This window comes from Janthinobacterium amylolyticum, assembly GCF_051380655.1.
GTDB lineage: Bacteria > Pseudomonadota > Gammaproteobacteria > Burkholderiales > Burkholderiaceae_D > Janthinobacterium.
In genome coordinates this window covers 138,773-164,593 of the sequence record NZ_JBNYXL010000008.1, presented here as the reverse complement: position 1 = coordinate 164,593, position 25,821 = coordinate 138,773, and the positions used below count along the sequence as shown (strand labels likewise).

The 25,821-nt window shown below is 61.4% G+C and carries 28 protein-coding genes and 2 tRNA genes; 22 read left to right on the top strand and 8 right to left on the bottom strand.

What is annotated here, in order from left to right; translation table 11 throughout:
- Positions 1-93 precede the first annotated feature (93 nt).
- The 6 genes from ACQ4WR_RS18255 to ACQ4WR_RS18230 are packed head-to-tail and all read left to right on the top strand — an operon-like array spanning position 94 to position 4,561.
- A complete protein-coding gene (locus ACQ4WR_RS18255; RefSeq protein ID WP_102294314.1) occupies positions 94-423 on the top strand; it encodes an urease subunit beta in 330 nt (109 codons plus the stop codon).
- A 1-nt stretch (position 424) separates the two neighbouring features.
- Positions 425-2,125 carry an urease subunit alpha gene (gene ureC, locus ACQ4WR_RS18250; protein ID WP_436488990.1) on the top strand — a complete coding sequence of 567 codons (1,701 nt, stop codon included), beginning with the start codon at positions 425-427 and terminating at the stop codon, positions 2,123-2,125.
- A gap of 13 nt (positions 2,126-2,138) precedes the next feature.
- Positions 2,139-2,663 carry an urease accessory protein UreE gene (gene ureE / locus ACQ4WR_RS18245; protein ID WP_102294316.1) on the top strand — a complete coding sequence of 175 codons (525 nt, stop codon included), beginning with the start codon at positions 2,139-2,141 and terminating at the stop codon, positions 2,661-2,663.
- Positions 2,663-3,343: an urease accessory protein UreF gene (locus ACQ4WR_RS18240; protein WP_436488988.1), complete on the top strand. Its 681-nt coding sequence runs from the start codon at positions 2,663-2,665 to the stop codon at positions 3,341-3,343. Before ureE ends, ACQ4WR_RS18240 begins: the two co-directional genes overlap by 1 nt.
- Positions 3,344-3,365: 22 nt before the next feature.
- Positions 3,366-4,004, top strand: a complete 639-nt coding sequence (gene ureG, locus ACQ4WR_RS18235) for an urease accessory protein UreG (protein ID WP_102294318.1) — start codon at positions 3,366-3,368, stop codon at positions 4,002-4,004.
- The gene (locus ACQ4WR_RS18230) at positions 4,001-4,561 is read left to right on the top strand and encodes a HupE/UreJ family protein (RefSeq protein WP_436488986.1); all 561 of its coding nucleotides are present in this window, start codon (positions 4,001-4,003) and stop codon (positions 4,559-4,561) included. The genes ureG and ACQ4WR_RS18230 overlap by 4 nt, the downstream gene beginning before the upstream one ends.
- On the opposite strand, the gene ACQ4WR_RS18225 is transcribed toward ACQ4WR_RS18230, so the two are convergent.
- On the bottom strand, positions 4,558-5,169 hold the full coding sequence (locus tag ACQ4WR_RS18225) for a 1-acyl-sn-glycerol-3-phosphate acyltransferase (protein ID WP_436488984.1): 612 nt from the start codon (positions 5,167-5,169) through the stop codon (positions 4,558-4,560). The genes ACQ4WR_RS18230 and ACQ4WR_RS18225 overlap by 4 nt on opposite strands.
- Before the next feature lie 251 nt (positions 5,170-5,420).
- Here ACQ4WR_RS18225 and ACQ4WR_RS18220 point away from each other — a divergent pair, with 251 nt between their 5' ends.
- Positions 5,421-5,654 carry a hypothetical protein gene (locus tag ACQ4WR_RS18220; RefSeq protein WP_146012369.1) on the top strand — a complete coding sequence of 78 codons (234 nt, stop codon included), beginning with the start codon at positions 5,421-5,423 and terminating at the stop codon, positions 5,652-5,654.
- A 314-nt stretch (positions 5,655-5,968) separates the two neighbouring features.
- Here the strand turns inward: ACQ4WR_RS18220 and ACQ4WR_RS18215 are convergent, their stop codons facing one another.
- The 3 genes from ACQ4WR_RS18215 to ACQ4WR_RS18205 all read right to left on the bottom strand — a co-directional run bounded on the left by ACQ4WR_RS18215 (position 5,969) and on the right by ACQ4WR_RS18205 (position 7,899).
- Entirely contained in the window at positions 5,969-7,033 is a 1,065-nt protein-coding gene (locus ACQ4WR_RS18215; RefSeq protein ID WP_436488982.1) for an alkene reductase, read from the bottom strand.
- Between the two features lie 49 nt (positions 7,034-7,082).
- Positions 7,083-7,379, bottom strand: coding sequence for an ArsR/SmtB family transcription factor (locus ACQ4WR_RS18210; RefSeq protein WP_436488980.1), 297 nt, complete (start codon positions 7,377-7,379; stop codon positions 7,083-7,085).
- A gap of 160 nt (positions 7,380-7,539) precedes the next feature.
- Positions 7,540-7,899: a DUF1304 domain-containing protein gene (locus ACQ4WR_RS18205; protein WP_102294324.1), complete on the bottom strand. Its 360-nt coding sequence runs from the start codon at positions 7,897-7,899 to the stop codon at positions 7,540-7,542.
- Positions 7,900-8,112: 213 nt separating this feature from the next.
- Here ACQ4WR_RS18205 and sugE point away from each other — a divergent pair, with 213 nt between their 5' ends.
- The gene (gene sugE, locus ACQ4WR_RS18200) at positions 8,113-8,433 is read left to right on the top strand and encodes a quaternary ammonium compound efflux SMR transporter SugE (protein WP_034783172.1); all 321 of its coding nucleotides are present in this window, start codon (positions 8,113-8,115) and stop codon (positions 8,431-8,433) included.
- A 113-nt stretch (positions 8,434-8,546) separates the two neighbouring features.
- Entirely contained in the window at positions 8,547-8,876 is a 330-nt protein-coding gene (locus ACQ4WR_RS18195) for an SMR family transporter (RefSeq protein WP_070280339.1), read from the top strand.
- Here ACQ4WR_RS18195 and ACQ4WR_RS18190 read toward each other — a convergent pair whose 3' ends face one another.
- Positions 8,877-9,839, bottom strand: coding sequence for a M14 family metallopeptidase (locus tag ACQ4WR_RS18190; RefSeq protein ID WP_436488977.1), 963 nt, complete (start codon positions 9,837-9,839; stop codon positions 8,877-8,879).
- A 139-nt stretch (positions 9,840-9,978) separates the two neighbouring features.
- On the opposite strand from ACQ4WR_RS18190, the gene ACQ4WR_RS18185 reads away from it, so the two are divergent.
- Positions 9,979-11,091, top strand: a complete 1,113-nt coding sequence (locus ACQ4WR_RS18185; protein ID WP_436488975.1) for an acyltransferase family protein — start codon at positions 9,979-9,981, stop codon at positions 11,089-11,091.
- Positions 11,092-11,107: 16 nt separating this feature from the next.
- Here ACQ4WR_RS18185 and ACQ4WR_RS18180 read toward each other — a convergent pair whose 3' ends face one another.
- On the bottom strand, positions 11,108-11,572 hold the full coding sequence (locus ACQ4WR_RS18180; RefSeq protein WP_102294326.1) for a hypothetical protein: 465 nt from the start codon (positions 11,570-11,572) through the stop codon (positions 11,108-11,110).
- 136 nt (positions 11,573-11,708) lie between these two features.
- Between ACQ4WR_RS18180 and ACQ4WR_RS18175 the strand changes: the two genes are divergently transcribed.
- From ACQ4WR_RS18175 to ACQ4WR_RS18120, 12 genes are all read left to right on the top strand, one after another.
- Positions 11,709-11,785 (top strand) — tRNA-Val (locus ACQ4WR_RS18175).
- An 88-nt stretch (positions 11,786-11,873) separates the two neighbouring features.
- Positions 11,874-11,950, top strand: a tRNA-Val gene (locus tag ACQ4WR_RS18170).
- 213 nt (positions 11,951-12,163) lie between these two features.
- Complete coding sequence (gene thrS, locus ACQ4WR_RS18165; RefSeq protein ID WP_436488973.1) at positions 12,164-14,071, top strand: threonine--tRNA ligase; 1,908 nt, start codon at positions 12,164-12,166, stop codon at positions 14,069-14,071.
- Positions 14,072-14,083: 12 nt separating this feature from the next.
- The gene (infC, locus tag ACQ4WR_RS18160) at positions 14,084-14,644 is read left to right on the top strand and encodes a translation initiation factor IF-3 (protein WP_374755240.1); all 561 of its coding nucleotides are present in this window, start codon (positions 14,084-14,086) and stop codon (positions 14,642-14,644) included.
- 227 nt (positions 14,645-14,871) lie between these two features.
- On the top strand, positions 14,872-15,069 hold the full coding sequence (rpmI, locus tag ACQ4WR_RS18155; RefSeq protein ID WP_038493025.1) for a 50S ribosomal protein L35: 198 nt from the start codon (positions 14,872-14,874) through the stop codon (positions 15,067-15,069).
- A 26-nt stretch (positions 15,070-15,095) separates the two neighbouring features.
- Positions 15,096-15,455, top strand: coding sequence for a 50S ribosomal protein L20 (gene rplT, locus ACQ4WR_RS18150; protein ID WP_010399214.1), 360 nt, complete (start codon positions 15,096-15,098; stop codon positions 15,453-15,455).
- Positions 15,456-15,599: 144 nt separating this feature from the next.
- Positions 15,600-16,616 (top strand): phenylalanine--tRNA ligase subunit alpha, encoded by a 1,017-nt coding sequence (gene pheS / locus ACQ4WR_RS18145; protein ID WP_092794222.1) that lies wholly within the window; start codon positions 15,600-15,602, stop codon positions 16,614-16,616.
- 78 nt (positions 16,617-16,694) lie between these two features.
- Positions 16,695-19,121, top strand: coding sequence for a phenylalanine--tRNA ligase subunit beta (gene pheT / locus ACQ4WR_RS18140; protein ID WP_436488971.1), 2,427 nt, complete (start codon positions 16,695-16,697; stop codon positions 19,119-19,121).
- A 170-nt stretch (positions 19,122-19,291) separates the two neighbouring features.
- Complete coding sequence (locus tag ACQ4WR_RS18135; protein ID WP_010399205.1) at positions 19,292-19,639, top strand: integration host factor subunit alpha; 348 nt, start codon at positions 19,292-19,294, stop codon at positions 19,637-19,639.
- Positions 19,640-19,649: 10 nt separating this feature from the next.
- Positions 19,650-20,054 carry a MerR family transcriptional regulator gene (locus ACQ4WR_RS18130; RefSeq protein ID WP_102294328.1) on the top strand — a complete coding sequence of 135 codons (405 nt, stop codon included), beginning with the start codon at positions 19,650-19,652 and terminating at the stop codon, positions 20,052-20,054.
- 202 nt (positions 20,055-20,256) lie between these two features.
- A complete protein-coding gene (locus ACQ4WR_RS18125) occupies positions 20,257-20,889 on the top strand; it encodes a response regulator (protein ID WP_034783185.1) in 633 nt (210 codons plus the stop codon).
- A 152-nt stretch (positions 20,890-21,041) separates the two neighbouring features.
- Complete coding sequence (locus ACQ4WR_RS18120) at positions 21,042-22,457, top strand: sensor histidine kinase (protein ID WP_436488969.1); 1,416 nt, start codon at positions 21,042-21,044, stop codon at positions 22,455-22,457.
- An 85-nt stretch (positions 22,458-22,542) separates the two neighbouring features.
- Here the strand turns inward: ACQ4WR_RS18120 and ACQ4WR_RS18115 are convergent, their stop codons facing one another.
- Both ACQ4WR_RS18115 and ACQ4WR_RS18110 read right to left on the bottom strand, forming a co-directional pair.
- Positions 22,543-23,352: a Crp/Fnr family transcriptional regulator gene (locus ACQ4WR_RS18115; protein ID WP_436488967.1), complete on the bottom strand. Its 810-nt coding sequence runs from the start codon at positions 23,350-23,352 to the stop codon at positions 22,543-22,545.
- Positions 23,353-23,584: 232 nt separating this feature from the next.
- Positions 23,585-25,642 carry a methyl-accepting chemotaxis protein gene (locus ACQ4WR_RS18110; RefSeq protein ID WP_436488966.1) on the bottom strand — a complete coding sequence of 686 codons (2,058 nt, stop codon included), beginning with the start codon at positions 25,640-25,642 and terminating at the stop codon, positions 23,585-23,587.
- Between the last annotated feature and the right edge of the window lie 179 nt (positions 25,643-25,821).

Below are 25,821 nucleotides of genomic sequence, written 5' to 3'. Positions count from 1 at the left end.
GTTGATTGCAGGGCAGGGCGCCATCCGCGCCTTGCCCGCGTGGCGCCGGCGATCCGCCGGCCAGTGTAGAGCGCTTTGACGAAGGAAACCATCATGACACCAGGCGAATACAGATTGGAAGAAGGCGAAATCAGCATCAATGCGGGCCGCGCCACGGCCACCGTGGTGGTGGCCAACCGGGGCGACCGGCCGATCCAGGTGGGCTCGCATTTCCATTTTTTCGAGGTCAACCCGGCGCTGTCGTTCGAGCGCTGGCGCGCCTATGGCATGCGCCTCAATATCACGGCCGGCACGGCCGTGCGCTTCGAGCCGGGCCAGCAGCGCACGGTGGAACTGGTGGCGCTGGCGGGCGAGCGCAAGGTCTTCGGCTTCAATGGCGAAGTGATGGGCGAACTGCAAGACACTCCACCGCGAAAGGATTGAGATGGCCAGTATTCCCCGCAGCGCGTATGCCGAAATGTTCGGCCCCACCAGGGGCGACCGCATCCGCCTGGCCGACACCGAATTGTTCATCGAGATCGAGCATGACTATGCGATCTACGGCGAAGAGGTGAAGTTCGGCGGCGGCAAGGTGATCCGCGACGGCATGGGCCAGTCGCAGCGCTGCGCGGCCGAGGTGATGGACACCGTCATCACGAACGCCGTCATCCTCGACCACTGGGGCATCGTGAAAGCCGATATCGGCCTGAAAAATGGCCTGATCTTCGGCATCGGCAAGGCGGGCAATCCGGACATCCAGCCTGGCGTCACGCTGGCCATCGGCGGCGCCACCGAGATCATTGCCGGCGAAGGCATGATCGTCACGGCGGGCGGCGTCGACACGCACATCCACTTCATTTGCCCGCAGCAGATCGAGGAAGCCCTGATGAGCGGCGTGACCACCATGCTGGGCGGCGGCACGGGGCCGGCCGTCGGCACGGCCGCCACCACCTGCACGCCGGGACCATGGCATCTGCACGCCATGCTGGCGGCCGCCGACGCCTTTCCCATGAACCTGGGCTTCATGGGCAAAGGTAATGTGAGCCTGCCGCTGCCGCTGGAAGAGCAGGTGCGCGCCGGTGCCATCGGCCTCAAATTGCACGAGGACTGGGGCAGCACGCCGGCCGCCATCGACAATTGCCTGTCCGTTGCCGACCGCATGGATATCCAGGTGGCGCTGCACAGCGATACCCTCAACGAGGGCGGCTTCCTGGAGCATACCCTGGCCGCCTTCAAGGACCGCACCATCCACACTTTTCATACGGAAGGGGCGGGCGGCGGCCATGCGCCGGACATCATCGCCGCCGTCGGCCAGGCCAACGTGCTGCCCTCGTCGACCAACCCCACGCGCCCGTTCACCGTCAACACGCTCGACGAGCACCTGGACATGCTGATGGTGTGCCACCACCTGGACCCGGCGATCGCCGAAGACGTGGCCTTTGCGGAGTCGCGCATCCGCCGCGAAACCATCGCCGCCGAAGATATCCTGCACGATATCGGCGCCATCTCGATGATGTCGTCCGACTCGCAAGCCATGGGCCGCGTCGGCGAAGTGATCATGCGCACCTGGCAGACGGCGCACAAGATGAAGGTGCAGCGCGGCGCGCTGGCGCCCGACACGGCGCGCAGCGACAACTTCCGCGCCAAGCGCTACATCGCCAAGTACACGATCAACCCGGCCATCACGCACGGGATATCGCACGTTGTCGGCTCCATCGAAGCGGGCAAGATCGCCGACATCGTGCTGTGGAAGCCTGCCTTTTTCGGCGTCAAGCCATCGATGATCTTAAAAGGCGGCATGATCGCCGCCGCGCAGATGGGCGACCCGAACGCCTCGATTCCCACGCCGCAGCCCGTGCACTACCGCATGATGTTCGGCGCCTTTGGCGGCGGCCTGAAAAAGTCGTTTACGTTTGTCTCGCAGGCCGCTTACGACCTCGATATCGGACACCAGCTGAAACTGAACAAATCCGTCATCGCCGTGAAAAACATGCGCGGCTTGCGCAAGCACGACATGATCCACAACAGCGCCACGCCGAACATGGAAGTGGATCCGGAAACCTACGCCGTGCGCGCGGACGGCCAGTTGCTGGTGTGCGAAGCGGCCAGCGTGCTGCCGATGGCGCAGCGCTATTTTCTATTCTAGGCAGGAGACAAGCATGCTCACTTTACATACCAAGCTGGGAGCGGACGATGAGCGCATCCCGTTTGCACAACTGGTGCTGCCCTACGACCAGCGCGAAAAGTGCCGGCTGCGCGCCGTGCTGTCGAACGGCGATGACGTGGCCGTATTCACCGTGCGCGGCACGGTGCTGCGCGACGGCGAGCGCATGACGGGCCCCGATGGCCAGGTGGTGCGGATCGTCGCCGCGCGCGAACCGACCTACCTGGTGCGCTGCGCGGATGCGCACACCCTGCTGCGCTGCGCTTTCCACCTGGGCAACCGCCATACGCAGGCGCAGGTGGGCGATGGCTTTTTGCGCATCCGCAAGGACGTGGTGCTCAAGGAAATGCTGGAAGGCTTGCAGGCCACCGTGACGGAGGAAAGCGCGCCGTTCGAGCCGGAGGCGGGCGCGTATGGCGGCGGCCATGGCCACCACGACGGCCACGGCCAGCACTTGCTGGCGCCCGTGCCGCTGCGGCAGAAAATCCACCGTCCCGGCGATGTGCCAGGCGCTGCGTGATGCAGGCGTCGGCCCTGCTGCATCTGCTGCAGTTCGCCAGCCCGGCCCTGCCGATCGGCGCCTACAGCTATTCGCAGGGGCTGGAAGCGGCGCTCGAGTCTAGCCTGGTGCATGACGCGGCCACGGCGCGCGCGTGGATCGCCGAGCATCTGGCGCAGGTGGTGGCGCGCTGGGAAGCGCCGCTGTGCTGGCGCTTGATGCAGGCGTTTGAAGAACAGGACCTGCGCGCCGTGGAACGCTGGAGCGAGCGTTTCATCGCCTCGCGCGACACGGCGGAATTTCGCGCAGAAACCATCCAGATGGGCTATTCGCTGACCAAGTTGCTGGCCGAACTGGGCGTGGCAGACGGCGTGCTGATCGACATGCTGCAAGGGCAGCCGGAAGTGGCCTTGCCCACGGCGTATGCCTGCGCCGTGGCGGCGCTGGCCATTCCGCGCGAGGAAGCGCTGCTGGCCATGCTGTTCGCCTGGGCGGAAAACCAGGTGCTGGTGTGCGTGAAATCCGTGCCGCTGGGGCAGGTGGCGGGCCAGCGCCTGCTGCTGTCCTTGCGGCCCGAACTGGAGGCGGCGGCCCTGACGGCGCAAACGCTGGCAGACGACGAGATGGGCAACTGGGCGCCCGGCCTGTCGCTGCTGTCGATGCGGCACGAAGTGCAGTACAGCCGCCTGTACCGTTCCTGAATCATTCTATGAGAGAACAACAATGACATCGATTACCTCCAATCCGCTGCGCGTGGGCATCGGCGGCCCCGTCGGCTCGGGCAAGACGGCCTTGTGCGAAATGCTGTGCAAGGGCATGCGCGAGCGCTACGACATGGCCGTCATCACGAACGACATCTACACCAAGGAAGACATGGAAATCCTGCTGCGCGCGGATGCCTTGCCGGCCGAGCGCCTGATGGGCGTGGAGACGGGCGGCTGCCCGCACACGGCCATCCGCGAGGACGCCTCCATCAACCTGGAAGCGATCGCGCGCATGCAGGCCGATTTTCCCGAGCTTGACTTGATCCTGGTCGAATCGGGCGGGGATAACCTGGCGGCCACCTTCAGCCCGGAATTGTCGGACCTGACGATTTACGTGATCGACGTGGCCGGCGGCGAAAAGATCCCGCGCAAGGGCGGCCCCGGCATCACGCGCTCCGATTTGCTGATTATCAACAAGACGGACCTGGCACCATACGTGGGCGCCAACCTGGACATCATGGCGCAGGACGCCAAACGCATGCGCGGGGAGCGGCCCTTTGTCTTCACCAACCTGCGCAGCGGCGACGGCGTGCAGGTGGTCATTGATTTCATCCGCGAGCAAGGTTTGCTCGATCAACCAGGCAAGGAGCTGCAATGAGCGCAACACCGATGAAGAAAACCGCCGCCGTGGCCGCACTGTGCCTGCTGGCCGCGCCCGCCATGGCCCATCCCGGCCATGGCGAGAGCGCGGGCTTCCTGGCCGGCCTGGCCCATCCGTTCACGGGCATCGACCATTTGCTGGCCATGCTGGGCGTGGGTCTGTGGGGCGGCCAGCAGCGCCATGGCCTGGCGCAGCCGGCCACGTTCCTGGGCATGATGCTGTTCGGTGCGCTGGCCGGCATGGCGGGATTGACGGTACCCGGGTTGGAAACGGGCATCGCCGCCACGGTGGCGCTGATGGGACTGGCCATCGCGCTGGCGCTGGCCTTGCCGAACTGGCTGGGCATGGGACTGGTGGGCCTGTTTGCGCTGGCGCATGGCAATGCGCACGGCCAGGAGTTGCCGGCCGTCTCGGCCGCGTGCGGCTTCATGCTGGCCTCGGCCATTCTGCTGTTTGCGGGGCGGTTTATCGGCCAGGTCCTGGCCGAGCGCATGCTGCGCGTGGCCGGCGTGGCCTTGACGGCCGCCGGCGTGGTGCTGATGGGAATGAATTAAGGGGCGGGGCGCTTGTCGGACAACACGATGGGCGCCGCGTTTTCCGGGTGCAAGCCCTGGTGGCCCGCATACACGGCGGCAATGGCGGCCATGTCGGCATCCTTGTCGCCCGTCAGGTACAGGTGGTCGACGACGCCCAGCACCTTGTTCGGGTAGTCGATATAGACCAGCAGCAAGGGCACCTTGGCCGCCACGGCCAGGTGATAAAAGCCGCTTTTCCAGTTGGGGCGGTAGCTGCGCGTGGCTTCCGGCGTGATGGCCAGCCAGTACCAGTCGGCCGCCAGCATGCGTTCGGCCTGGCGCTGTATCGTGCCGCTGGTGGTGCTGCGGTCGACGGGTTCGCCGCCCAGGTAGCGCAGCACCTTGCCCAGCGGGCCGCGGAACAGCGAATCCTTGGCCAGCCAGCGGAACGGCAGCGCCAGCGCCCATTTGCCGAACAGGCCGATCGGAAAGTCCCAGTTCGAGGTGTGCGGGTAGACGACGGCGATGCCGCGCGGTCCCGGCAAAGGGCGAAAGCGCATGCGCCAGCCGAACAGATGCAGCACCCGCAGCGCACAGCGCTGGTGCCAGGTCGGCAAATCGCTTGCTTGTACAAATAAATCGTCCATTGATACCCTTCAGTGACACTGTTCTTGATGGGATGGCGCTGGTGGCCATTTTCCGTGAGGCAAAAATTTCTGCGCAGGCATTCTATACGGGGTGGGCGGTGGCGACAAGCAGCCAAGGCCGCTGGCCATGCGGGGCCGAGGCGGATGCTGCCGCCATTTTAACCATGCTTTGACCCGTACTCGGGCACTAAATGCGCGTCATGTGGTCAAAACTTGATGCAGTGTTGATCCACCAGACATGGAGCCATGGCATGAAAAACAACATCGAACAGCACACCGATCAATTAAATGGGGACAATGTCAGGACAGACAAGGCGACAGCCGAGCTGGTCGAGCGTGGCGTTGCTTTCCATCACACCCTGGGACGGACGGTGGCCACGGCTTACCTGCGCGAACATGCCGTGCCGTCCGACGTGATTTACCGTGTTTTCAGCGGGTCGCAGGCGCGCCGGCCGGCGCGGCCGGCACGGCGCCGATGGCGATAGTGGTACTGGCATGTCGGAACAACCGCATGACGGAAAAACGCGCCCGATCAAGAAGCGGGCAAGGCGAAAAAACGGCGGGCGCCACGGTTGTCACGCAGTGTTGCGCTGAACGCGTTGCGCCCGCCGTCGGAGTGGGCTGCTCAGTACGTGCAGGGCTGTGCGTACCGCCGTGCCCCGGTCCGGGGCGGGCGCTTGAAGGCGCCTGATAAAACCGTGGCGGGCGACTGGGTCGTGGTTGAGAAGCGCAACCGTGCACCGGCACAGTGAGCATGGCAAACCGCGACCCGCGTCGGGCTGCAGGTTTTGATCCGTGTTTACGCTTGTGCCGCCAGCGCCGGGTAATCCGTGTAGCCGGTGGCATCGGGCGCGTACAGGGTGTCGGCGTTCAGCGAATTCAAGGGCGCGTCCTTGCGCAGGCGGATCGGCAAGTCCGGATTGGCGATGAACCACAGGCCAAAGGCCACGGCATCGGCTTCGCCCTTGGCCAGCAAGGCTTCGGCCGCCGCCTTGTCCATTTTTTCATTCGCGATGTAGACGCCGCCGAATTCCTGTTTCAAATACGGGCCGAGGCGGTCGTCGCCAAGCGCTTCGCGCGCGCAGATGAAGGCGATGCCGCGCTTGCCCAGTTCGCGGGCCACGTAGCCAAAGGTGGCGCGCGGATCGGAATCGCCCATGTCGTGCGAATCGCGGCGCGGCGCCAGATGCATGCCGACCTTGTCCGCGCCCCACACGGCTATGCAGGCATCCGTCACTTCCAGCATCAAGCGGGCGCGGTTTTCAACCGGGCCGCCGTAGTTGTCGGTGCGCTGGTTGGTGCTGTCTTGCAGGAACTGGTCGAGCAAATAGCCGTTGGCGCCGTGGATTTCCACGCCATCGAAGCCGGCTTTTTTCGCATTCTCGGCGCCCAGGCGGTAAGCGGCCACGATGCCGGGAATTTCTTCCGTGTCCAGCGCGCGTGGCGTGACGAATTCCTGTTTCGGGCGCACCAGGCTCACATGGCCGGCCGGCTTGATGGCACTGGGTGCCACGGGCAAGTCGCCGTCGAGGAACAGGGGCGCGGAAATGCGGCCGACGTGCCACAGTTGCAGCACGATCAGGCCGCCGGCGTCGTGCACTGCCTTCGTGATGTGTTTCCAGCCTTCCACCTGTTCATCGGACCAGATGCCTGGCGTGTCGGCATAGCCCACGCCTTGTGGCGTGACGGCCGTCGCTTCCGAAATGATCATGCCGGCCGAGGCCCGCTGCGTGTAGTACTCGGCCATCAGGGCGTTGGGCACGCGGCCCGGGTTGCCGGCGCGCGAACGCGTCAGCGGCGCCATGATGATGCGGTTTTTCAGTTGCAGGCTGCCGATGGTGATGGGGTCGAATAAGGTTGCCATGGTTGTCCTTGTGTGTGCGGATGAGACGGGTGGTTGTGACGGAATAGACTTACAAACCTTGTTGCATGTGATCGAGGAAAGCCTGGATGGTGTCTTCATTGCGCTTGAAGAAACTCCATTGCCCGACTTTTCTGGCGGAAATCAAACCAGCCTTTTGCAAGCTGGCCAGGTGGGCGGAGACTGTCGATTGCGACAGCCCCAGCTTGCGGTCGATCAGTCCCGCACAGACGCCGAAGTCGAGCGGATGGTCCTGCTGTGCGAAGTGCAGCTGCGGTTCCTTCAGCCATTGCAGGATCTGCCGCCGCACGGGATTGGCCAGCGCCTTGTGGATGGCGTCGATATCCATGGTGTTTCTCCTGATCGATGTTCGTCTGTAGGCGATATATGTATCGTCTTTTTTGAATTTCAATATCGAGATATTACGATATAAGAAAAAAACCTGCAGGCCGCGTGAATTTCACAGTGAGAGCGGGAATGGGGCGGCCGCCAGGGCCGCCCGGCAGGGATCAGGCGAAGTGGAACAGCAGCAGGGCGATCACGGCGGGCACCGTTTGCAGGTACAGGATGCGCGTCATGACGGTGGCCGCGCCCCACAGGCCGGCCACGGCGATGCACGCGAGGCCGAACACGGTGAAGGCGTGCGCGATGGCGGCATCCGGATAAAAAAAGCCCAGTGCCAGCGCGGCGACGAGGAAACCGTTGTAGCAACCCTGGTTGGACATCGCAGGGCGCACGATGTCCGCTTTTTCCTTGCTCAGGCCAAATACCTTGCGTCCGCGAGAGTTGAAGAGAACGGTTTCCAGCAGCACGATATACACGTGCAGCAACAGGATGATGGCGGTAAGGGCTTGGGCCAGGATAAGCATCGTCGCTCCAGAGTGTGTATGGAAACAGCAATTATGCTGCCTTTGGCGTGTTTGTCGGCAACTTTTGATTAGAGCGCTGGTACTAGCGAAAGATGTGCTTCCGGCAAGGGTTTCCGGCCGATGGTATACTTGCGCTTTTGCTCCTGTGGGGACGACCCCGCTCGATGATGGGGCTGTCTGGCGGGGACGACCCTGCCGCCTCAGGAGAAGAAGATGGCGTGGATCATTTTGGTATTGGCGGGTTTGCTGGAAATCGGCTGGGCCATCGGCCTCAAGTACAGTGCCGGATTTACCCGCCTCGTGCCATCCGTGCTGACGGCCATTTCCATGCTGGGCAGCGTGGTGATGCTGGGCCTGGCACTGCGCACCCTGCCGCTGGGGACCGCGTACGCGATCTGGACGGGCATCGGCACCGTCGGTACGGCCATTTTCGGCATCATGGTGCTGGGAGAGCCGGCCAGTGCCGCGCGTATCGCCTGCATCGCGCTGATCGTCTCCGGCATCCTGGGCTTGAAATTGCTCAGCCCGCAATAAACGTATTGGCTGACGCGCCCTGCGCCGTCGCGTTGCCTGCCCGGGCGGGCGGCGCACGGGCAGGGCGCGGTTGTCTCCGCCCTCTTTGAAAGGATGCAAGCATGAGCCTTGCCATGACCTATTTCTACCTGGCCATTGCCATCATCGCCGAAGTCATCGCCACCAGCGCCTTGAAGGCGTCCGAGGGTTTCAGCCGCTTGTGGCCCAGCGTCATCACGGTGATCGGCTACAGCATCGCCTTCTGGTGCTTGTCGCTGACCTTGAAGGTCATTCCTACTGGCATCGTGTACGCGATCTGGTCCGGTGTCGGCATCGTGCTCATTTCCGCCGTCGGCTGGTTCTGGTTCAAGCAAAGCCTCGATACGCCGGCGCTGATCGGCCTGGGCCTGATCATTGCCGGCGTGCTGGTGATTAACCTGTTTTCAAAGTCCGTCGGGCATTGATCAAAAGCTGCTGGCCACCCGCGCCAGGTAATACCACTCGGCATTGGCTTGCGCGTTGACGTCCGGGAAGAGGATGTAGGCGTCGAATTCGGCCGTCACGGGCGTGCCTTCCGCGCGCACGCCGATCTGCTCGCCCTCTTGCACCTTGTCAAAGCTGGACCAGGTCTTGATGAAGCGGTCATCCGCGTGCAGCTTGTCATGCACCACCACCATGTTCAGCGCTTCCATGTCGGCGTCGGCGATGGCTTCCGGCTGCGGCGCATCGATGAAGCCGAGGAAGGCGAGGGTGTTCATGATGGCGCGGTAGGCCACGTCCGGCGCGGCAGGGTCCGCATGCTGGCCGCATTCCAGGGTCAGCGCGTAGCCGCCCGTGGAGCGCATGTATTCGGTCGTGCCCACGCCGTAGCGCAAGACCATGCCGACCTGGTCGCTGCTGCCCAGCCGGCGCTGCACGCCGGCGCCATACGTTTGCAGCCAGCCATCGACGAAGCGGCGCACGCCCAGGCGGCGTGCCAGCGCGCGTTCCTTTTCTTCATGTTGAAATGGTTGCAGCGGGCCGTCGTTGTTGCGCGGGCCCACCATGACGAAAGGCTGGCTGTCGGCATTGAACGAGTGCAAGTCGAGCAGCACGTCATGCTGGCCCAGCAGCGGGCACAGCCAGTTGGCGATGCGGTCTTCGAAGTCCTGTGGATTGTCGTTCGGGAACAGGTTGCGGTTCAGGTTGCGGTCGCCGCTGCGCACGCCCTTGGCGTAGGCCAGGGGGTTGGTAATGGGCACAAAAGTGACGCTGCCGGCCACGATGGAGAGGGCGCCGCTGTCGAGTTCAGCCATCACGCGTTGAATACCCTTGGTGCCGCAGGTTTCATTGCCGTGCACGGCGCCGGTGACGATCAGGCGGGGGCCGCTGCCCTGGCCCGTGTAGTTGATGGACTTGAAGGGGAGTGCGCTGCTCATGCTGGACATATCCTATGCTGTATCAGGGAAGGGAAAGCGGGGTCGGCATATTTTAGCGGGATTCGCCACAGGCTCCCGTAAAAATGTGCGCAGGGCCGCGCCCGGCATGGCATGATCGGCGCCACCGTTGTTTTTCCTAGCCGATGCCATGCCCAGTACCTCCCATCCTTCCCGCCTGTACGGCCTCGATACCTTGCGTGCGCTGGCCATCGTGCTCGTGTTCATGAACCATTATTTGCTGTTCGTCAGCGATGGCGGCGCGTTTGGTTTCTGGGGTGAGATCGGCTGGACGGGCGTGGACCTGTTCTTTGCCCTTAGCGGCTACCTGATCGGCAACCAGATTTTTGCGGCCCTGCGCAGCGAGCACGGCTTTTCCTTGCCGCGTTTCTATGCGCGTCGCTTCCTGCGCACCCTGCCCAATTTTTATGTGGTGCTGGCCCTGTATTATCTGTGGCCCACGTTTCGCGGCGACAGCGCGCTGCTGCCGCTGTGGAAATTCCTGACGTTTACGCAAAACATCAATTTGACGCCGGGCACGGCGTTCTCGCATGCCTGGTCCTTGTGCGTGGAAGAGCAATTCTATGTGTTGCTGCCAGCCGTGGCCCTGGCGATCGCCGCCTGCCGCCGGTCCCTGCTATGGGCCTGGGTGGCCGTGGCCGCCAGCTTGATCACCGGCATGCTGGTGCGCGCCTACCTGTGGGATGAATATGTGCAGGTGCCGCGCGGCGGCCTCGGCTATTACAAGTACATCTACTATGCCTCGTGGTGCCGTTTCGACGAGCTGGTGGCGGGCGTGGCGCTGGCGCTGCTGAAAAATTACCACCCAGGCCCCTGGTCGCGCCTGACGTCGCATGGCAACCGTACCTTGCTGGCGGGAATGGCCGGCACGGCGCTGATGTTTTATGTGTTTCTCACCGATCATTATGGCTACTGGGTAACGGTGTTCGGCTACCCGGCCCTGGCTGCCAGTTTTACTTTATTGCTGATTGCGGCCCTCAGTCCCGGCAGTGCTCTATATACATTGCGGGTGCCCGGCGCGGCCAGTCTGGCCCTGTGGTCGTATGCGATCTATCTGCTGCACAAGCAGCTGTGCATTCTGCTGCGGCCGCTGTTGCAGGATATGGGCTACGGGCCGGACAGTGTGCCGGCGATGCTGGCGATGATTATCCTCAGCATCGCCACGGGATGGCTTTTATATAGAGTGGTGGAAACGCCGTTCATGGCTTTGCGGGCGCGCTATGTTCCCGCCAATCACGCCTGATCGACACAGCGATCAATTACATGTCGATCACATCGAGTCCCCGTGGCGTGCCCACCAGTAATTCCAGTATCGCATGCACGCGCAAATTCGTTTCTTCGTGTTCCGTGTTGAAGATCAGGGTGCGCAGGCCGGGTACGGCTTCCGTGATGTGGTCGCTGGCGTAGGCGTTGATCAATAACAAGACCAGGTCGGTGGCCCCCGCGCCCGGCTGGCGCCGCAACCGGTCGTGGATCACGTTCAGCAGCGCGCGCTGCATGCGCGGCGTGGGATTGGTGATGTAGGCGAAGACGCTCGGCGTGTTGGCGATGGCCGCGCAGATGCGCCGCTCGATCTCGTCCGGCTTCACGTCGGAGGCGATATCGAAATAAGCGGCTTCCCAGCGCGTGCGCGCATATGGGTGTCCGGGCGGGAAGGAGTCGGCCGTTTCAAAACCGCAGATGCGGCTCAGGGTTTTCAGCCAGGCTAATATGGTGGAGTTCATGCCCCGATTCTAGCGGCATTCCGCGCGCGCAGGGCCGTCTCCATATAAAGGCGGCTGACGCCCGGAGAATGATTAAAGTTTCCTGCAAAAGAGCCCTTGTCATTCTGGGAAAGCCTCTCTATAATGCTGGTCTTCGGGGCGGTTAGTTCAGCTGGTTAGAATACTTGGTCGACATCCAAGGGGTCGGGGATTCGAATTCCTCACCGCCCACCAGAATTTAGCAGTAAGTGGTTTTCAAGAGTTTCAAGCTGGCGCAAGCCGCAAGCGACCATGTGAAATAAAATGGTCAAACAAGTTTTACGGGCGGTTAGTTCAGCTGGTTAGAATACTTGGTCGACATCCAAGGGGTCGGGGATTCGAATTCCTCACCGCCCACCAGAATGCAGTTAGAGAGAAAGGTAAAACCGGTTATGACACCGCGAACTACTACCAAGCTTTGGGAGTGACGCTAGTCGAACGGGTTTCCTTTGTCTCAAAAAAGTGAAAAACGCGGCTAGTCCGCGTTTTTTTGCGTCTGCGTTTTCCTTTCAGTTTTTCAGTCCACACCACATTGCAGTTTTACCTGGCGCCAGCGCCGATATGGAGATCAATATGCTTACAATCCGACTTCCCGATGGTTCCGCCCGTCAATTTGACGGCCCGGTCACCGTGGCCCAGGTTGCGGCCAATATTGGTGCCGGCCTGGCCAAGGCTGCCCTGGCCGGCAAGGTCGATGGCAAGCTGGTCGATACTTCCTATCTGGTCGAGCAAGATGCCGAACTGGCGATTGTGACGGACAAGGATGCCGATGGCCTGGAAGTGATCCGCCACTCGACGGCCCACTTGCTGGCGTATGCCGTCAAGGAATTGTTCCCGGAAGCGCAAGTGACCATCGGTCCCGTGATCGACAACGGTTTTTACTATGACTTCGCCTACAAGCGTCCGTTCACGCCGGAAGATCTGGTGGCGATCGAAAAGAAAATGGCCGAGCTGGCCAAGAAGGACGAGCAAGTCACGCGCAAGGTGGTCGCACGCGACGAAGCCATCGAGTACTTCAAGGGTATCGGCGAAGCCTACAAGGCGGAGCTGATCGGCTCGATTCCCGCCGACCAGGAAGTGTCGCTGTATTCCGAAGGCAAGTTCACGGACTTGTGCCGTGGCCCGCACGTACCGTCGACGGGCAAGCTGAAGGTGTTCAAGCTGATGAAGCTGGCTGGCGCCTACTGGCGCGGCGACTCGAAAAACGAGATGTTGCAGCGTATCTATGGCACGGCTTGGGCGAAAAAGGAAGATCAGGAACTGTACTTGCACAACCTGGAAGAGGCGGAAAAGCGCGATCACCGCAAGTTGGGCAAGCAGCTCGATTTCTTCCATTTCCAGGAAGAAGCGCCGGGCCTGATCTTCTGGCATCCGAAAGGCTGGTCGATCTGGCAACAGGTCGAGCAATACATGCGCAATGTGTACCAGGTCAACGGCTATCAGGAAGTCAAGGCGCCGCAAATCCTCGATCGCGGCCTGTGGGAAAAAACCGGTCACTGGGATAACTACCGTGAAAACATGTTCATCACGGAATCGGAAAACCGCGCCTATGCGTTGAAGCCGATGAATTGCCCTGGCCATATCCAGATTTTCAACAATGGCATGCGCAGCTACCGCGACTTGCCATTGCGCTACGGCGAATTCGGCCAGTGCCACCGCAATGAGCCGTCGGGCGCCTTGCACGGCATGATGCGCGTGCGCGGCTTTACGCAGGATGATGGCCACATCTTCTGCCTGGAAGAGCAGATCGCCGGCGAAGTGACGGCCTTCCACCAGCAGGCAATGGATGTGTACACGGCATTCGGCTTCACGAATATCGATGTGAAACTGGCCTTGCGCCCGGATAACCGCATCGGTACGGAAGAGTCCTGGGATTTCGCCGAGGAATCCCTGCGTTCGGCTCTGCGTGCCTGTGGCGTGGAATGGACGGAGTTGCCGGGCGAGGGCGCGTTCTACGGTCCGAAGATCGAGTACCACCTGAAGGATAGCCTGGGCCGCGCATGGCAAGTGGGTACCGTGCAGATCGATCCGTCGATGCCGGGTCGCCTGGGCGCGGAATACGTGGCCGTGGACAATACGCGCCAGGTGCCGATCATGCTGCACCGCGCGATCGTCGGTTCGCTGGAACGTTTCATCGGCATCCTGATCGAACACTATGCGGGCGCCATGCCGTTGTGGTTGTCGCCGGTGCAGGTGTCGGTGTTGAATATTTCCGACGCTCAAGCCGATTATGTACAAGAAGTAACAACAAAACTGCGCAAAGCGGGGCTGCGCGTACAGGCTGATTTGCGTAACGAGAAGATTACCTATAAAATACGTGAACATTCCGTACAAAAATTGCCTTACATCTTAGTGATTGGCGACAAAGAACGGGATGCCAATACAGTGGCCGTGCGGGCGCGGGGCAATGTCGATCTGGGCGTGATGTCCGTCGATGCCCTGATAGAGCGACTCAAACATGAAGTCGACACCAAGGCCTGACGAGGAAACTCGCTGCACGACCGTTCTACAAGATTTTTAAAGGAAATTACAATAGCTACTGACAAGTCACATCGCATCAATGGCGAAATCACTGCCCCTGAAATGCGTTTAAGCGGGGTCGATAACGAGCCACTCGGTATCGTAAGTTTGGCTGAAGCCTTCCGCCTGGCGGAAGAGGCAAACGTCGACCTGGTGGAAATTGCGCCTACCGCGCAGCCACCGGTGTGCCGTTTGATGGACTACGGCAAATTTAAGTATTCGGAGCAGAAGAAAGCTCACGAAGCCAAATTGAAGCAAAAGATCATCCTCGTGAAGGAAGTCAAATTCCGTCCGGGGACTGATGATGGTGACTACAATATCAAGTTGCGTAATCTCATCAAGTTCCTCGAGGATGGCGATAAAACCAAAATCACGCTGCGTTTCCGCGGCCGTGAGATGGCGCATCAGGATATTGGCTTCCGCATGCTGGAACGTCTGAAAGCCGATCTGGAGCCGTACGGCCAGGTCGAGCAGTTCCCGAAGATGGAAGGCCGCCAAATGATCATGGTTCTTTCGCCTAAGAAGAAGAAGTAAGATACAATAGCGTTTTACTGTGGGTGGAAACTGCGCGTGCCAGCATTAGCGCGGCGTCAAACCCCAGGCAGAATTTGCGCGGCCCGGTCAGCAATGCCCGGGCCGCGTGAACTGTAGTGGACTCGCATCCGCTGCACAACATGTGAAAGCAGGCATCTAAGCGCAGCGTCGTGTTGCCACCTGCAATCCTGTTATAAATGGAGCTGTCCGTAAGAGGACAGATTGCTATGCCTAAAATGAAGACCAAAAGCTCCGCGAAAAAACGTTTTCGCGTGCGTCCAGGTGGAACAGTCAAGTCGGGTCACGCGTTCAAACGCCACATCCTGACCAAGAAAACCACCAAAAACAAACGTCAGTTGCGCGGTACCCGTAACATCAACGCATCGGATGTCACCTCCGTCATGCGCATGATGCCGACTGCTTAATCTCACACTCAATTTAAGGAGTTACTATGCCTAGAGTAAAACGTGGGGTTACAGCTCGTGCCCGTCATAAGAAGATTCTTGTTCAAGCTAAAGGCTACCGTGGTCGCCGCAGCCGTGTATACCGTGTTGCCAAGCAAGCAGTTATGCGCGCTGGCCAATACGCTTACCGCGATCGCCGCAACAAGAAGCGCGTTTTCCGCCGCCTGTGGATCGCCCGTATCAACGCTGCTTCCCGTGAGCATGGCGTAACGTACAGCGTATTCATGAACGGCTTGAAAAAAGCAAATATCGAACTGGACCGTAAAGTCCTGGCCGATATGGCTGTGATGGACAAGCCAGCATTCGCTGCGATTGTCAACGCAGTTAAAGCAAAAATCGCTGCGTAAGCACGGTCATTGCACAACGTCATCCGTAGGGTGACGTCATAAAGAGCGGGGCAGGGGTGTGAACCTTATGCCCCGTTTCCGTTTTTGATTGTTGGACTTTTGATAAGCAAGTCCAGAATTGATGTCCAAAACAGGAAATGCCGCATGAACTCCCTAGAAGAACTCGTCGTCTCGGCCCAGGCTGACTTTATCGCCGCCGCAGACGCTGCCGCACTTGAAAACGCCAAAGCCCGCTACCTGGGCAAGACTGGCCAGATTACTGAAATGATGAAGGGCCTGGGCAAGCTGGACCCGGACGCGCGCAAGGCGCAGGGCGCCCTGATCAATGCCGTCAAAGTGCAGATCGAAGACGCGCTGACGGCGCGCCGTGACGCACTGGCCGATGCCCAGATGCAAGGCCGTTTGAACGCCGAAGCGATCGACGTGACCTTGCCAGGCCGTGGCCGCATGCCTGGCGGCATCCATCCCGTGATGCGCACGTGGGAGCGGGTCGAGGAAATATTCCGTTCGATCGGTTTTGACGTGGCCGACGGCCCCGAGATCGAAAACGACTGGACCAATTTCACGGCATTGAACAGCCCGGAAAACCATCCAGCCCGTTCCATGCAAGACACGTTCTACATCGATGGCAACGATACCGATGGCAAGCCCTTGCTGCTGCGCACGCACACCAGCCCCATGCAGGTACGCTATGCGCGCACGCACACGCCGCCGATCAAGGTCATCGCGCCGGGCCGCACTTACCGCGTCGACAGCGATGCCACCCATTCGCCGATGTTCCACCAGGTCGAAGGCCTGTGGATCGCCGAAGACATCAGCTTTGCCGACCTGAAGGGCATCTACCTGAACTTCGTCAAGGCCTTCTTTGAAACGGACGACCTGCAGGTGCGCTTCCGTCCGTCGTACTTCCCGTTCACGGAACCGTCGGCCGAGATCGACATCGCCTTTGGCTCCGGTCCGTTGAAGGGCCGCTGGCTGGAAGTGTCGGGCGCCGGCCAGGTGCATCCGACCGTGGTGAAGAACTTCGGCCTGGATCCCGAGAAATTCATCGGCTTTGCTTTCGGCTCCGGCCTGGAACGCCTGACGATGCTGCGTTACGGCATCAACGACCTGCGCCTGTTCTATGAAGGCGACCTGCGTTTCCTGAAGCAGTTCAACTAAGCATTGTTCTGTTTGATTCATGGCGCTTGAGCGCCTGTGCGCTCGCGCTGTGAGCTTTGACCCTTTGAAGGCTTGATTATGCAATTTTCCGAAAACTGGCTCCGTACCATGGTCGATCCGAAGATGACTTCGGACGAACTGGCCCATCTGCTGACCATGTCCGGTCTCGAAGTCGAGGACGTCGATCCTGTCGCGCCCCCGTTCTCGAACGTGGTGGTGGGCCTGGTCCTGGAGATGGAGAAACATCCGAACGCGGACCGCCTGAACGTGTGCCAGGTCGATGTCGGCACCGGCACCATGCTCAACATCGTTTGCGGCGCGCCCAACGTGCGCCCCGGCTTGAAAGTCGTGTGCGCCATGGCTGGCGCCGTGCTGCCGCCTGGCGCCGATGGCAAGCCGTTTGAAATCAAGGTAGGCCAGCTGCGCGGCGTCGAGTCGCAAGGCATGCTGTGCTCCGCGCGCGAACTGAAATTGTCGGAAGAAAACGCCGGCCTGATGGAATTGCCGGACGACGCGCCGATCGGCCAGAATTTCCGCGACTACTTTGCCCTCAACGACTTGAAATTCACCATCAAGCTGACGCCGAACAAGGCGGACTGCCTGTCCGTGCTGGGCGTGGCGCGCGAAGTGTCGGCCTTGACGGGCGTGCCCCTGAATGCGCCGCAATTTGGCACCGTGCCGGTGACCAGCGATGAAATCCTGCCCGTCAAAGTGAGCGCGCCCGACCTGTGCGGCCGTTTCACGGGCCGCGTCATCCGCGGCCTGAACGCCAGGGCGGCCACGCCGGACTGGATGAAGCAGCGCCTCGAGCGCAGCGGCCAGCGTCCGCTGTCGGCCCTGGTCGACATTTCCAACTATGTCATGCTGGAACTGGGCCGTCCCAGCCACGTGTTTGACCTGGCCAAGATCCATGGCAGCCTCGACGTGCGTTGGGGCAAGGCTGGCGAATCCGTCAAGCTGTTGAATGGCAACACCGTCGCCGTCGACGAGTGGATCGGCGTCATTGCCGACGAGCAGGAAATCGAATCGCTGGCCGGCATCATGGGCGGCGACGCCAGCTCGGTATCGGACGATACGGACAGCATCTACCTGGAAGCGGCATTCTGGTGGCCGAACGCCATTCAAGGCCGCGCGCGCCGCTTGAATTTCTCCACCGATGCGGCGCACCGTTTTGAACGCGGCGTCGATTTCGCCACCACCGTCGAGCATATCGAGCGCATCACGGCATTGATCGTGGAAATCTGCGGCACGCCGGCGACCACCGTCGGCCCCGTCGACGACCACGTGGTGAACCTGCCGCAGCGCCAGCCTGTGTCGATGCGCACGGCGCGCGCGCAAAAAGTCATCGGCGTGCCGCTCAATGACGAGCTGATCGCCGACATCTTCACGCGCCTGGCGCTGCCGTTCACGCTGCTTGACGGCGTGTTTTCCGTGACCTCGCCCAGCTACCGTTTCGACATCGAGATCGAGGAAGACCTGATCGAGGAAGTGGCGCGCGTGTACGGCTTTGAAAACATCCCGACCTTGCCGCCCGTGGCCGCGAACGTGATGCAGATCGCGCCGGAAAATACCCGCTCGCTGTTTGCGGTGCGTCATGTACTGGCCGACCTGGGCTTCCAGGAAGTGGTTAACATGAGCTTTGTCGATACGGCATGGGAACGCGATTTCTCGGGCAACAGCAAGCCGATCAAATTGCAGAATCCGATCGCCAGCCAGATGAGCGTGATGCGCTCCTCGCTGATCGGCAGCCTGATCGCCAACGTGCGCTACAACCTGAACCGCAAGACGAACCGCGTACGCATCTTCGAAGTGGGCGCCATCTTCCAGCGCGACGACAGCGTGGAAAACGGCCCCTTGTCGGTGGCCGGCTACGCGCAGCCAAAGCGCGTCGCTGCCATGGCCTACGGCGCCGTGGCGGACGAGCAGTGGGGCCAGCCATCGCGCACGGTCGACTTCTTCGACGTCAAGGCGGACCTGGAAGCGCTGTTCGCGCCGCTGGTCCTGCGTTTCACCAAGGCCGAGCATCCGGCCCTGCATCCGGGCCGTTCGGCCAACGTGGAGCTCGATGGCAAGGTCATCGGTTTCATCGGCGAATTGCACCCGCGCTGGATGCAAAAATACGACTTGCCGCTGGCCCCCGTGCTGTTCGAAGTCGACGCCGCCGCCCTGACGCAGCGCATCGTGCCCGCGTACCAGGAAATCTCGAAATTCCCTGGCGCCAGCCGCGACCTGGCCGTGGTCGTCAAGCAATCGGTGGCCGTGCAGGATCTGCTCGACAGCTTCCACGCGGCAGCCGAGGCCAGCCCGGCAGCGCGTATCGTGCAAGCCATTGTTTTATTTGATGAATATCGTGGAAAAGGTCTGGAAGCGGATGAAAAAAGCCTTGCTTTCCGGATTAGCTTGCAAGATACTCAAAACACCCTGCAAGACGATGTCGTCGATGGCCTGATGGCTGTCCTGATCGATGCCGCCAAGCAGGGCCACGACGCGAAACTGCGTTCGTAATTACCGGATTGGCCGTCGCCCAGCGCGACGGCCTTTCCGTCGTCAACCGTAGACGAGCTTGCCATTTGGCGGGCCCGGGCGCACATAAAAGGCAGGGCAGGAAAATTAATAATAGCGACGTTGATTCCGCCGTACTGCAATCCGCACTGGCCGCCGATCTGCATCGGGCCATGCTGGTTGCCAAAGTGCGCCAGGAAGCGGAAAAAGATTTACCCACCTTGACCAAGGCGGAGCTGGCCGAACTGCTGTTCGAGCAAGTGGGCCTGAACAAGCGCGAAGCGAAGGATATGGTCGAGACGTTCTTTGACGAAATCCGCAATGCGCTCGAGCGGGGCGAAGCCGTCAAGTTGTCGGGCTTCGGCAATTTCCAGTTGCGCGACAAGCCGCAACGACCGGGCCGCAACCCGAAAACAGGCGAAGAAATTCCCATCACGGCACGCCGTGTCGTGACCTTTCATGCCAGCCAGAAGCTGAAGAGCATGGTCGAAGAGACCAGTCCGCTGGCCCGTGCTGCCTGAGTGAGTGGCGATGAACGAGCGCATCAGTAAAACTGAATTGATCGCCTTGCCGCCCATTCCGGCCAAGCGCTACTTCACGATCGGCGAGGTGAGCGAGCTGTGCGGCGTCAAGCCCCATGTGCTGCGCTACTGGGAACAGGAATTTTCCCAGCTCAAGCCCGTGAAGCGGCGCGGCAACCGCCGCTATTACCAGCACCATGAAGTGCTGCTGATACGGCGCATCCGCGAACTGCTGTATGAGCAGGGTTTTACCATCAGCGGTGCGCGCAACAAGCTCGACAGCCGTGGCGCGGCGCATGCCGTGATCGACGAGTTGCCGCTGCTGCCAGCCATGCCCACGCTGCCGCAGGAAGCGCCGCTGGACCGCGCATGGATACGTAATGAATTAATAGCGATTTTAAACTTGCTAAAATAAGATTTGCACCAATATAGGTCGGGTTGTCCCGATATGGACAGACTATACTGACATGGCTGCCGCTCTGGCGCACTACGCGTGCCGTGCGCGCGCCATATTTTGAATATAATGTTAATGTTGCGTTTTTGTTAGTAACGCTGAACCGGAGCAGCGTTCAGGTTCCGGTAGTCTTTCCCAGGCCAGGAAAATTTAAGGGGAAACAATGATACGCGTTGCCATTTGTGATGATCACCAAATAGTACGAGCTGGATTCAAACAGATTTTTTCGTCGTCAAGCGATTTCAGTGTGGTGGCGGAAGCCGGTACGGGGCGCGAGGCGCTCGATATCGCCCGCCGCGAAATATGTGACGTGCTGCTGCTCGACATCGCCATGCCCGATCAAAGCGGCATCGATACCTTGCGCACCATCCGCCAGGGCCAGCCGGAATTGCCCGTGCTGATCCTCAGCGGCTATCCGGCGCAGCAGTACGCGCTGAACCTGTTCAAGATGGGCGCAAACGGCTATCTGAACAAGGAATGCGAGGCGGACGAGCTGATGACGGCCGTGCGCACCGTGTTCCAGGGCCGCCGCTATGTCAGCTCCACCGTGGGCGAACTGCTGGCGCAGTCGTTCGACCGCGACACGAATGCGGCGCTGCATACGGAATTGTCGGACCGCGAGTTCCAGGTCTTCCTGCGCCTGGCGCGCGGCGCCACCGTGTCCGACATCGGCGTGGCCTTGTCGCTGAGCATCAAGACCGTGAGTACCTACCGTACGCGCATCATGGAAAAAATGGGCTTGCAATCCAACAGCGACTTGACCTATTACGCAATGAAAAACAATTTGCTTGACTAGCGCTGCGGTGCGATCATGGAACCATGATCGCTCAGCTAAGCTGGCCAGGCACGACTTGATGTTGTGCAGTGCAGCAGTTTGTGGCGAGGACTATAATTGGCCGGCGCTGGCCCTCTCTGCCGCGCCGAACCTTGCTAAGGATGCACATCAGGATGTATTTCACCGCTGACCCGGCCCCGAATCACCGCCTGCCCCTGTACAAGACGATCCTGTGCGTGACGTGCGCCTTGCTGCTTGTACTCAATGGCTTCAGCCTCTTCCATAATCTGCAGTCGCTGAAGGGCACCAATGCCTTGCTCAGCCAGAGTGCCCGCGTGGCCGACCGCCTGCAGTATCTGAACGTGCTCGTGCTCGATGCGGAAAGCAGCTTGCGCGGCTACTTCATTTCCGGCTCCGAAACCTATATGGGGCCGTCGAAGACGGCGTCCGCCGAAATCGAACACGAATTCAACGAGCTGCAGACCTTGCTGGCAGGCAGCCCCACGCAGCTGAAGAACCTGGCCCAGCTGAAAACCTTGATCCGCCGTAAGATGTCGATGCTGCAACAATCGATCGACGTCTACAGGCAGGGCGGGCTGGCCGAGATCGTCAATATCTCGCGCGTGACGGATGACCGCGCCACCATGGACGAGATTCGCCTGCAGGTGGTGATCATGACGCGCGAACAGAATGAAGCGCTGAGCACCGGCAGCGCCGCCTTTTACCATGAGTACCAGAAGGCCGTGCTGCTCGGCATCGGCATCAATGCGCTGGCCATCCTCGTGCTGATCATGTTCTACCAGCTGGTGCGGCGCAGCTTCCAGAACCGCGCGGCCGTCGAGTATGCCTTGCAAAATGCCAATGACACCCTGGAATCGACGGTGACCCGGCGTACCGAGCAATTGTCGGTGCTGTCGCGGCATTTGATCAGCGTCAATGAAGTGGAGAAGGCGCGCCTGGCGCGCGAGCTGCATGATGAGCTGGGCGCCAATCTGACGTCGATCAGCATGGACCTGGGCGCCGTCACGCAGCAACTGGCGCACACACAGCCGGAACTGGCCGCGCAATTGCGGCGCGCCAAGGCGACCTTGCTGGAAACGGTGGAACTGAAGCGCCGCATCGTCGAGGACTTGCGCCCCAGCCTGCTGGACAACCTGGGACTGTGCGCCGCCATCGAGAGCTATTGCGAGGATTTTACGCGCATGAGTTCGGTGCGCTGCGATACGGACGTGGCCATCAATATCGACAACCGCGAAGCGACGCTGACGATTGCCCTGTTCCGTATCGTGCAGGAATCGCTGACGAATATTTTGAAATATGCGCGCGCCGGCATGGTCAGCGTGACCTTGAAGCGCAATGAGCACGGCCTGGTGCTGCGCGTCATCGACGACGGTATCGGCATCACGGAAGATGCGCTGCAAAAACCCATGTCGCATGGCTTGCTGGGCATGCGCGAGCGGGCCCTGCTGTTGGGTGGGACGCTAACTGTGCGCTCGGGGCCGGACGGCAAGGGCACGTGCGTGGAAGCCATCATTCCCTTGCCGCTGACGCCGGAGCTGGAAGACATCGATGCGGATGCTGAAGCGTAATTTTTCTTGAGATAAAAAAATGGCCGGGCATGCAGCCCGGCCATTTTTTTGCCTGCCGCCCGCTTGCCGGCAGCAGTGCATGCGCTTAGCAGCGCGACACGTCGCGCAGCAAACGGTCATATTCCGTCTTTGCCACTTTATAACATTCGCCCGCATAGCATTCCAGGCCGGCCCGGTCCAGCACCGTGATATTGCCACGGCGATAGTGGATCAAGCCTTCGTCCTGCAGCTTGCCGGCGGCGGCCGTGATGCTTTCGCGGCGCACGCCCAGCATGATGGAAATCAGCTCCTGCGTCACTTTCAATTCATTCGATGGCGACCGGTCCAGGCGGTCGAGCAGCCAGCGGCACAGTTTTTGTTCGATCGAGCTGTGGCGGCCACCGACGGCGTTCTGCGCCATTTGCGCGAACAGGGCGTTGGTGTAGCGCATCAGCAACTGGGGCAGGGCGCCGCCCTGGTTAAAGGCGTCGCGCAGGCTTTGCGTTTTCAAGCGGTAGCCGTAGCCGGCGCTTTGCACGACGGCCGTGCACATGGCGCGTTCGCCTGCCAGCAGCGAGGCACCAGCCACGCCTTCATGGCCGACAACGGCGATTTCCGTGGTGGCGCCATCTTCCATAACATACAGCAGGGAAATGATGGCAGTGGTGGGGAAGTAGCTGTATTCCAGGTTGTTACCGTAGGCATACAGTTCTTTGCCAAACGGCAACTCCACCAGTTCCAGGTCTTCGAACAGCGATTCGAGCGCGGCGCGTGGCAGCGCAGCCAGCAGCTCGTTCTGTTGTGCACTGCTGAGGCTAACCCGCGACGCAAGCTTGATCTCCCGGCCCGCCGCCGGCATGGCGCGTGGCAGCAACTGGTTCTTCTGGACCGGGGTGCTAAGTTGAGTATGGTTCATATTATTCCTCACAGGCTTTTTTTTTACATCGGAGTGCGACTGCCGCGTTGCTGGTCAAATAAATCATGCCGCCCACATCTGGTAACAGCGTTTTTTTTCGACCGCGCGGTGCAGATCGCGATGTAGTTACTTTAAAAGCTTATGTTAGTGGCGAACATAAGATTAGCAGTCGCCACTTTGTAGTCTATTTTGAGGCGAAATTGTAGTCCTTGTCCTACGTGCACACTTTTGACTAACTAGCCTTGCGCCGTATCGCGCGATTTTGTGATATGACGCGCGGTTTATTCGCGCTCCACAAGCCTGCCGGACGCACGCTGGGCAAGCCGTCGCGCATGGCTGGCGCCGCCGCCTGGCGCGTGCCGGCCTCGTCGTTTTCGCCCAGGCGGAAGCGGCTGACGGCCTGCGTCAGCGCCTCGCCTTCCTGATGCAGACGCTGCGAACCGGCGCGCGCCTCGTCGACCAGGCCCGCGTTCTGGCGCGTCATGTCGTCAATGCGCGCCAGCGCCACGTTGATTTGCGCGATCTCGCCGTTCTGTTCGGCGCCCGCGCTGCTGATGCGCCCGATCACCACGGCCACCTGCTGCACCGCGTCGACCACTTGCCGCATGGTGCTGCCGGCCGCGTTGACCAGCTCGCCTCCCGCGTCCACCGTGGCCACCGAATCGCCGATCAGGCGCTTGATCTGCTGTGCCGCCTCGCTGGAGCGCTGCGCCAGGCTGCGCACCTCGGCGGCCACGACGGCGAAGCCGCGCCCCTGTTCGCCCGCGCGCGCCGCTTCCACGGCCGCATTCAGGGCCAGGATATTCGTCTGGAAGGCGATGCCGTTGATGACGCCGATGATGTCGACGATCTTGTGCGAGCTGGCCTTGATCGAGGCCATGGTCTCGACGACGGCGCTGACGGTTGCGCCGCCGCGCAAGGCTACCTCGGCCGCCGACGCCACCAGGCTACGGCCCTGTCCTACGTCGGCCTCGTTGCGGCCCACGGTGGCCGTCAGCTCGCGCATCGAGTCCACCGTCGCCCCCAGCGCTTCCGACTGCGTGGCCGTGTGGCCGGACAGGGCCAGGTTGCCCTGCGCGATATCGGCGCCGGCGGCGGCGATGACGGCCGCGCCGCCACGGATTTCCTGCACCAGCCGGGCCAGACCATGCGTCATGGCGCCAAAGTCGCGTACCAGGTCGCCGATTTCGTCATGCGCCTGCGAGCTGATGCGCTGCGACAGGTCGCCCGCCGCCGCCGCGCCCACGGCCACGCGCAGTTGCGTGACGTCGCGCGCGAAGGCGGCATAGAAGCCGGCGCACAGGTAGGCGGCGGCCAGCAGCACCAGCAGCATGGCGGCCAGGATCAGCGCGCGGCGCGCCTGGTCGCGGGCGATGCGCTCAAGCAGCAAGCCGTCCAGGGCGCTGGCCGATGCGCCGGACAGCGCCTGCAGGGCGTCGATCGCCTGCATGCCGGCCGCGTGGAATTGCGCGCCCGAGGTCTGGTCGTAGGAATTCGTCACTTCGTTTTTCGTGCGTTCCAGGAAGGCCAGCGCGGCTGGCACGGCTTTCAGGGATGGCTGCAGGCTCGCTTGCAAGGCCGGCTTGGCGGCGAGGATTTCGTCGAAGCGGGCCGGCAGGCGTTCCAGTTCGTGGCGCGCGATCAGGGCGTTGGCGTTGACGAGCTGGTCCTCGTTGGCCTCGAACAGGCCCGTGTCGATGTAGGCGGCGCCGCGCCCGGCGATGTCGGCCAGGCCTTCGGCCAGGTCGGGCAGGGTGGCCGTCAATACGGCGCTCAGGTGGTTGGCGCCCGCGTCCGGGTCAAGGCTCAGGTGCGAACGGTCGGCCACCAGCTGGCCCAGTCTGGCCGCCTGGCGCAGCAGCGCCGTGTGCGCCGCATAGCTGTCGCGCGCCGCGATGCCGCCCTGGCGTCCCAGCAGGGCTTGCCACTGCTTGTTCAGCTCAGCGGCCTGCGCCAGCCCGGCGCCGGCCGGCAGGCGCGCCAGGGCCGCCAGCACGGCCGTGATGCGCGGGTTCAGGGCGGTATTGTCCATGCCCGCCTTGCCGCTCAGGCGCAGGTGCTCCAGGCCGCGCCGCTGCTGCAGCAGGCGCGTGCCTTCCTGCAACTGGCGCACATAGGCAATGCCCTGCTGCGCATCCTGCGCCTGCGCCAGCGACTTGCCCAGCTCCGAGATCAGCAAGGTGGTTGCCAGCGCCAGGGGCAGCAGGAACACGAGGCAGACGAGCATGAATTTGGGGAGCAGGCGCAAGCGCTGCATGAGGCGGATGGCGGGGGTGAGGAGCATTTTCATCGGATTTCCAGGGAAGAGTGGCAACATTTCTGCAGTGCAATGTTGCCAGCGGATTGTGACCCCTTGATGAAGTGCGCAGCGGCAAGCCGGTTTTGCCGTTCGCCAGAGTGAAGCAGTTCACACGGAAGGCCGATCCTTCTGTAAAATCGAGGGTTTTTTGCGAGGGCCATATTATGGTC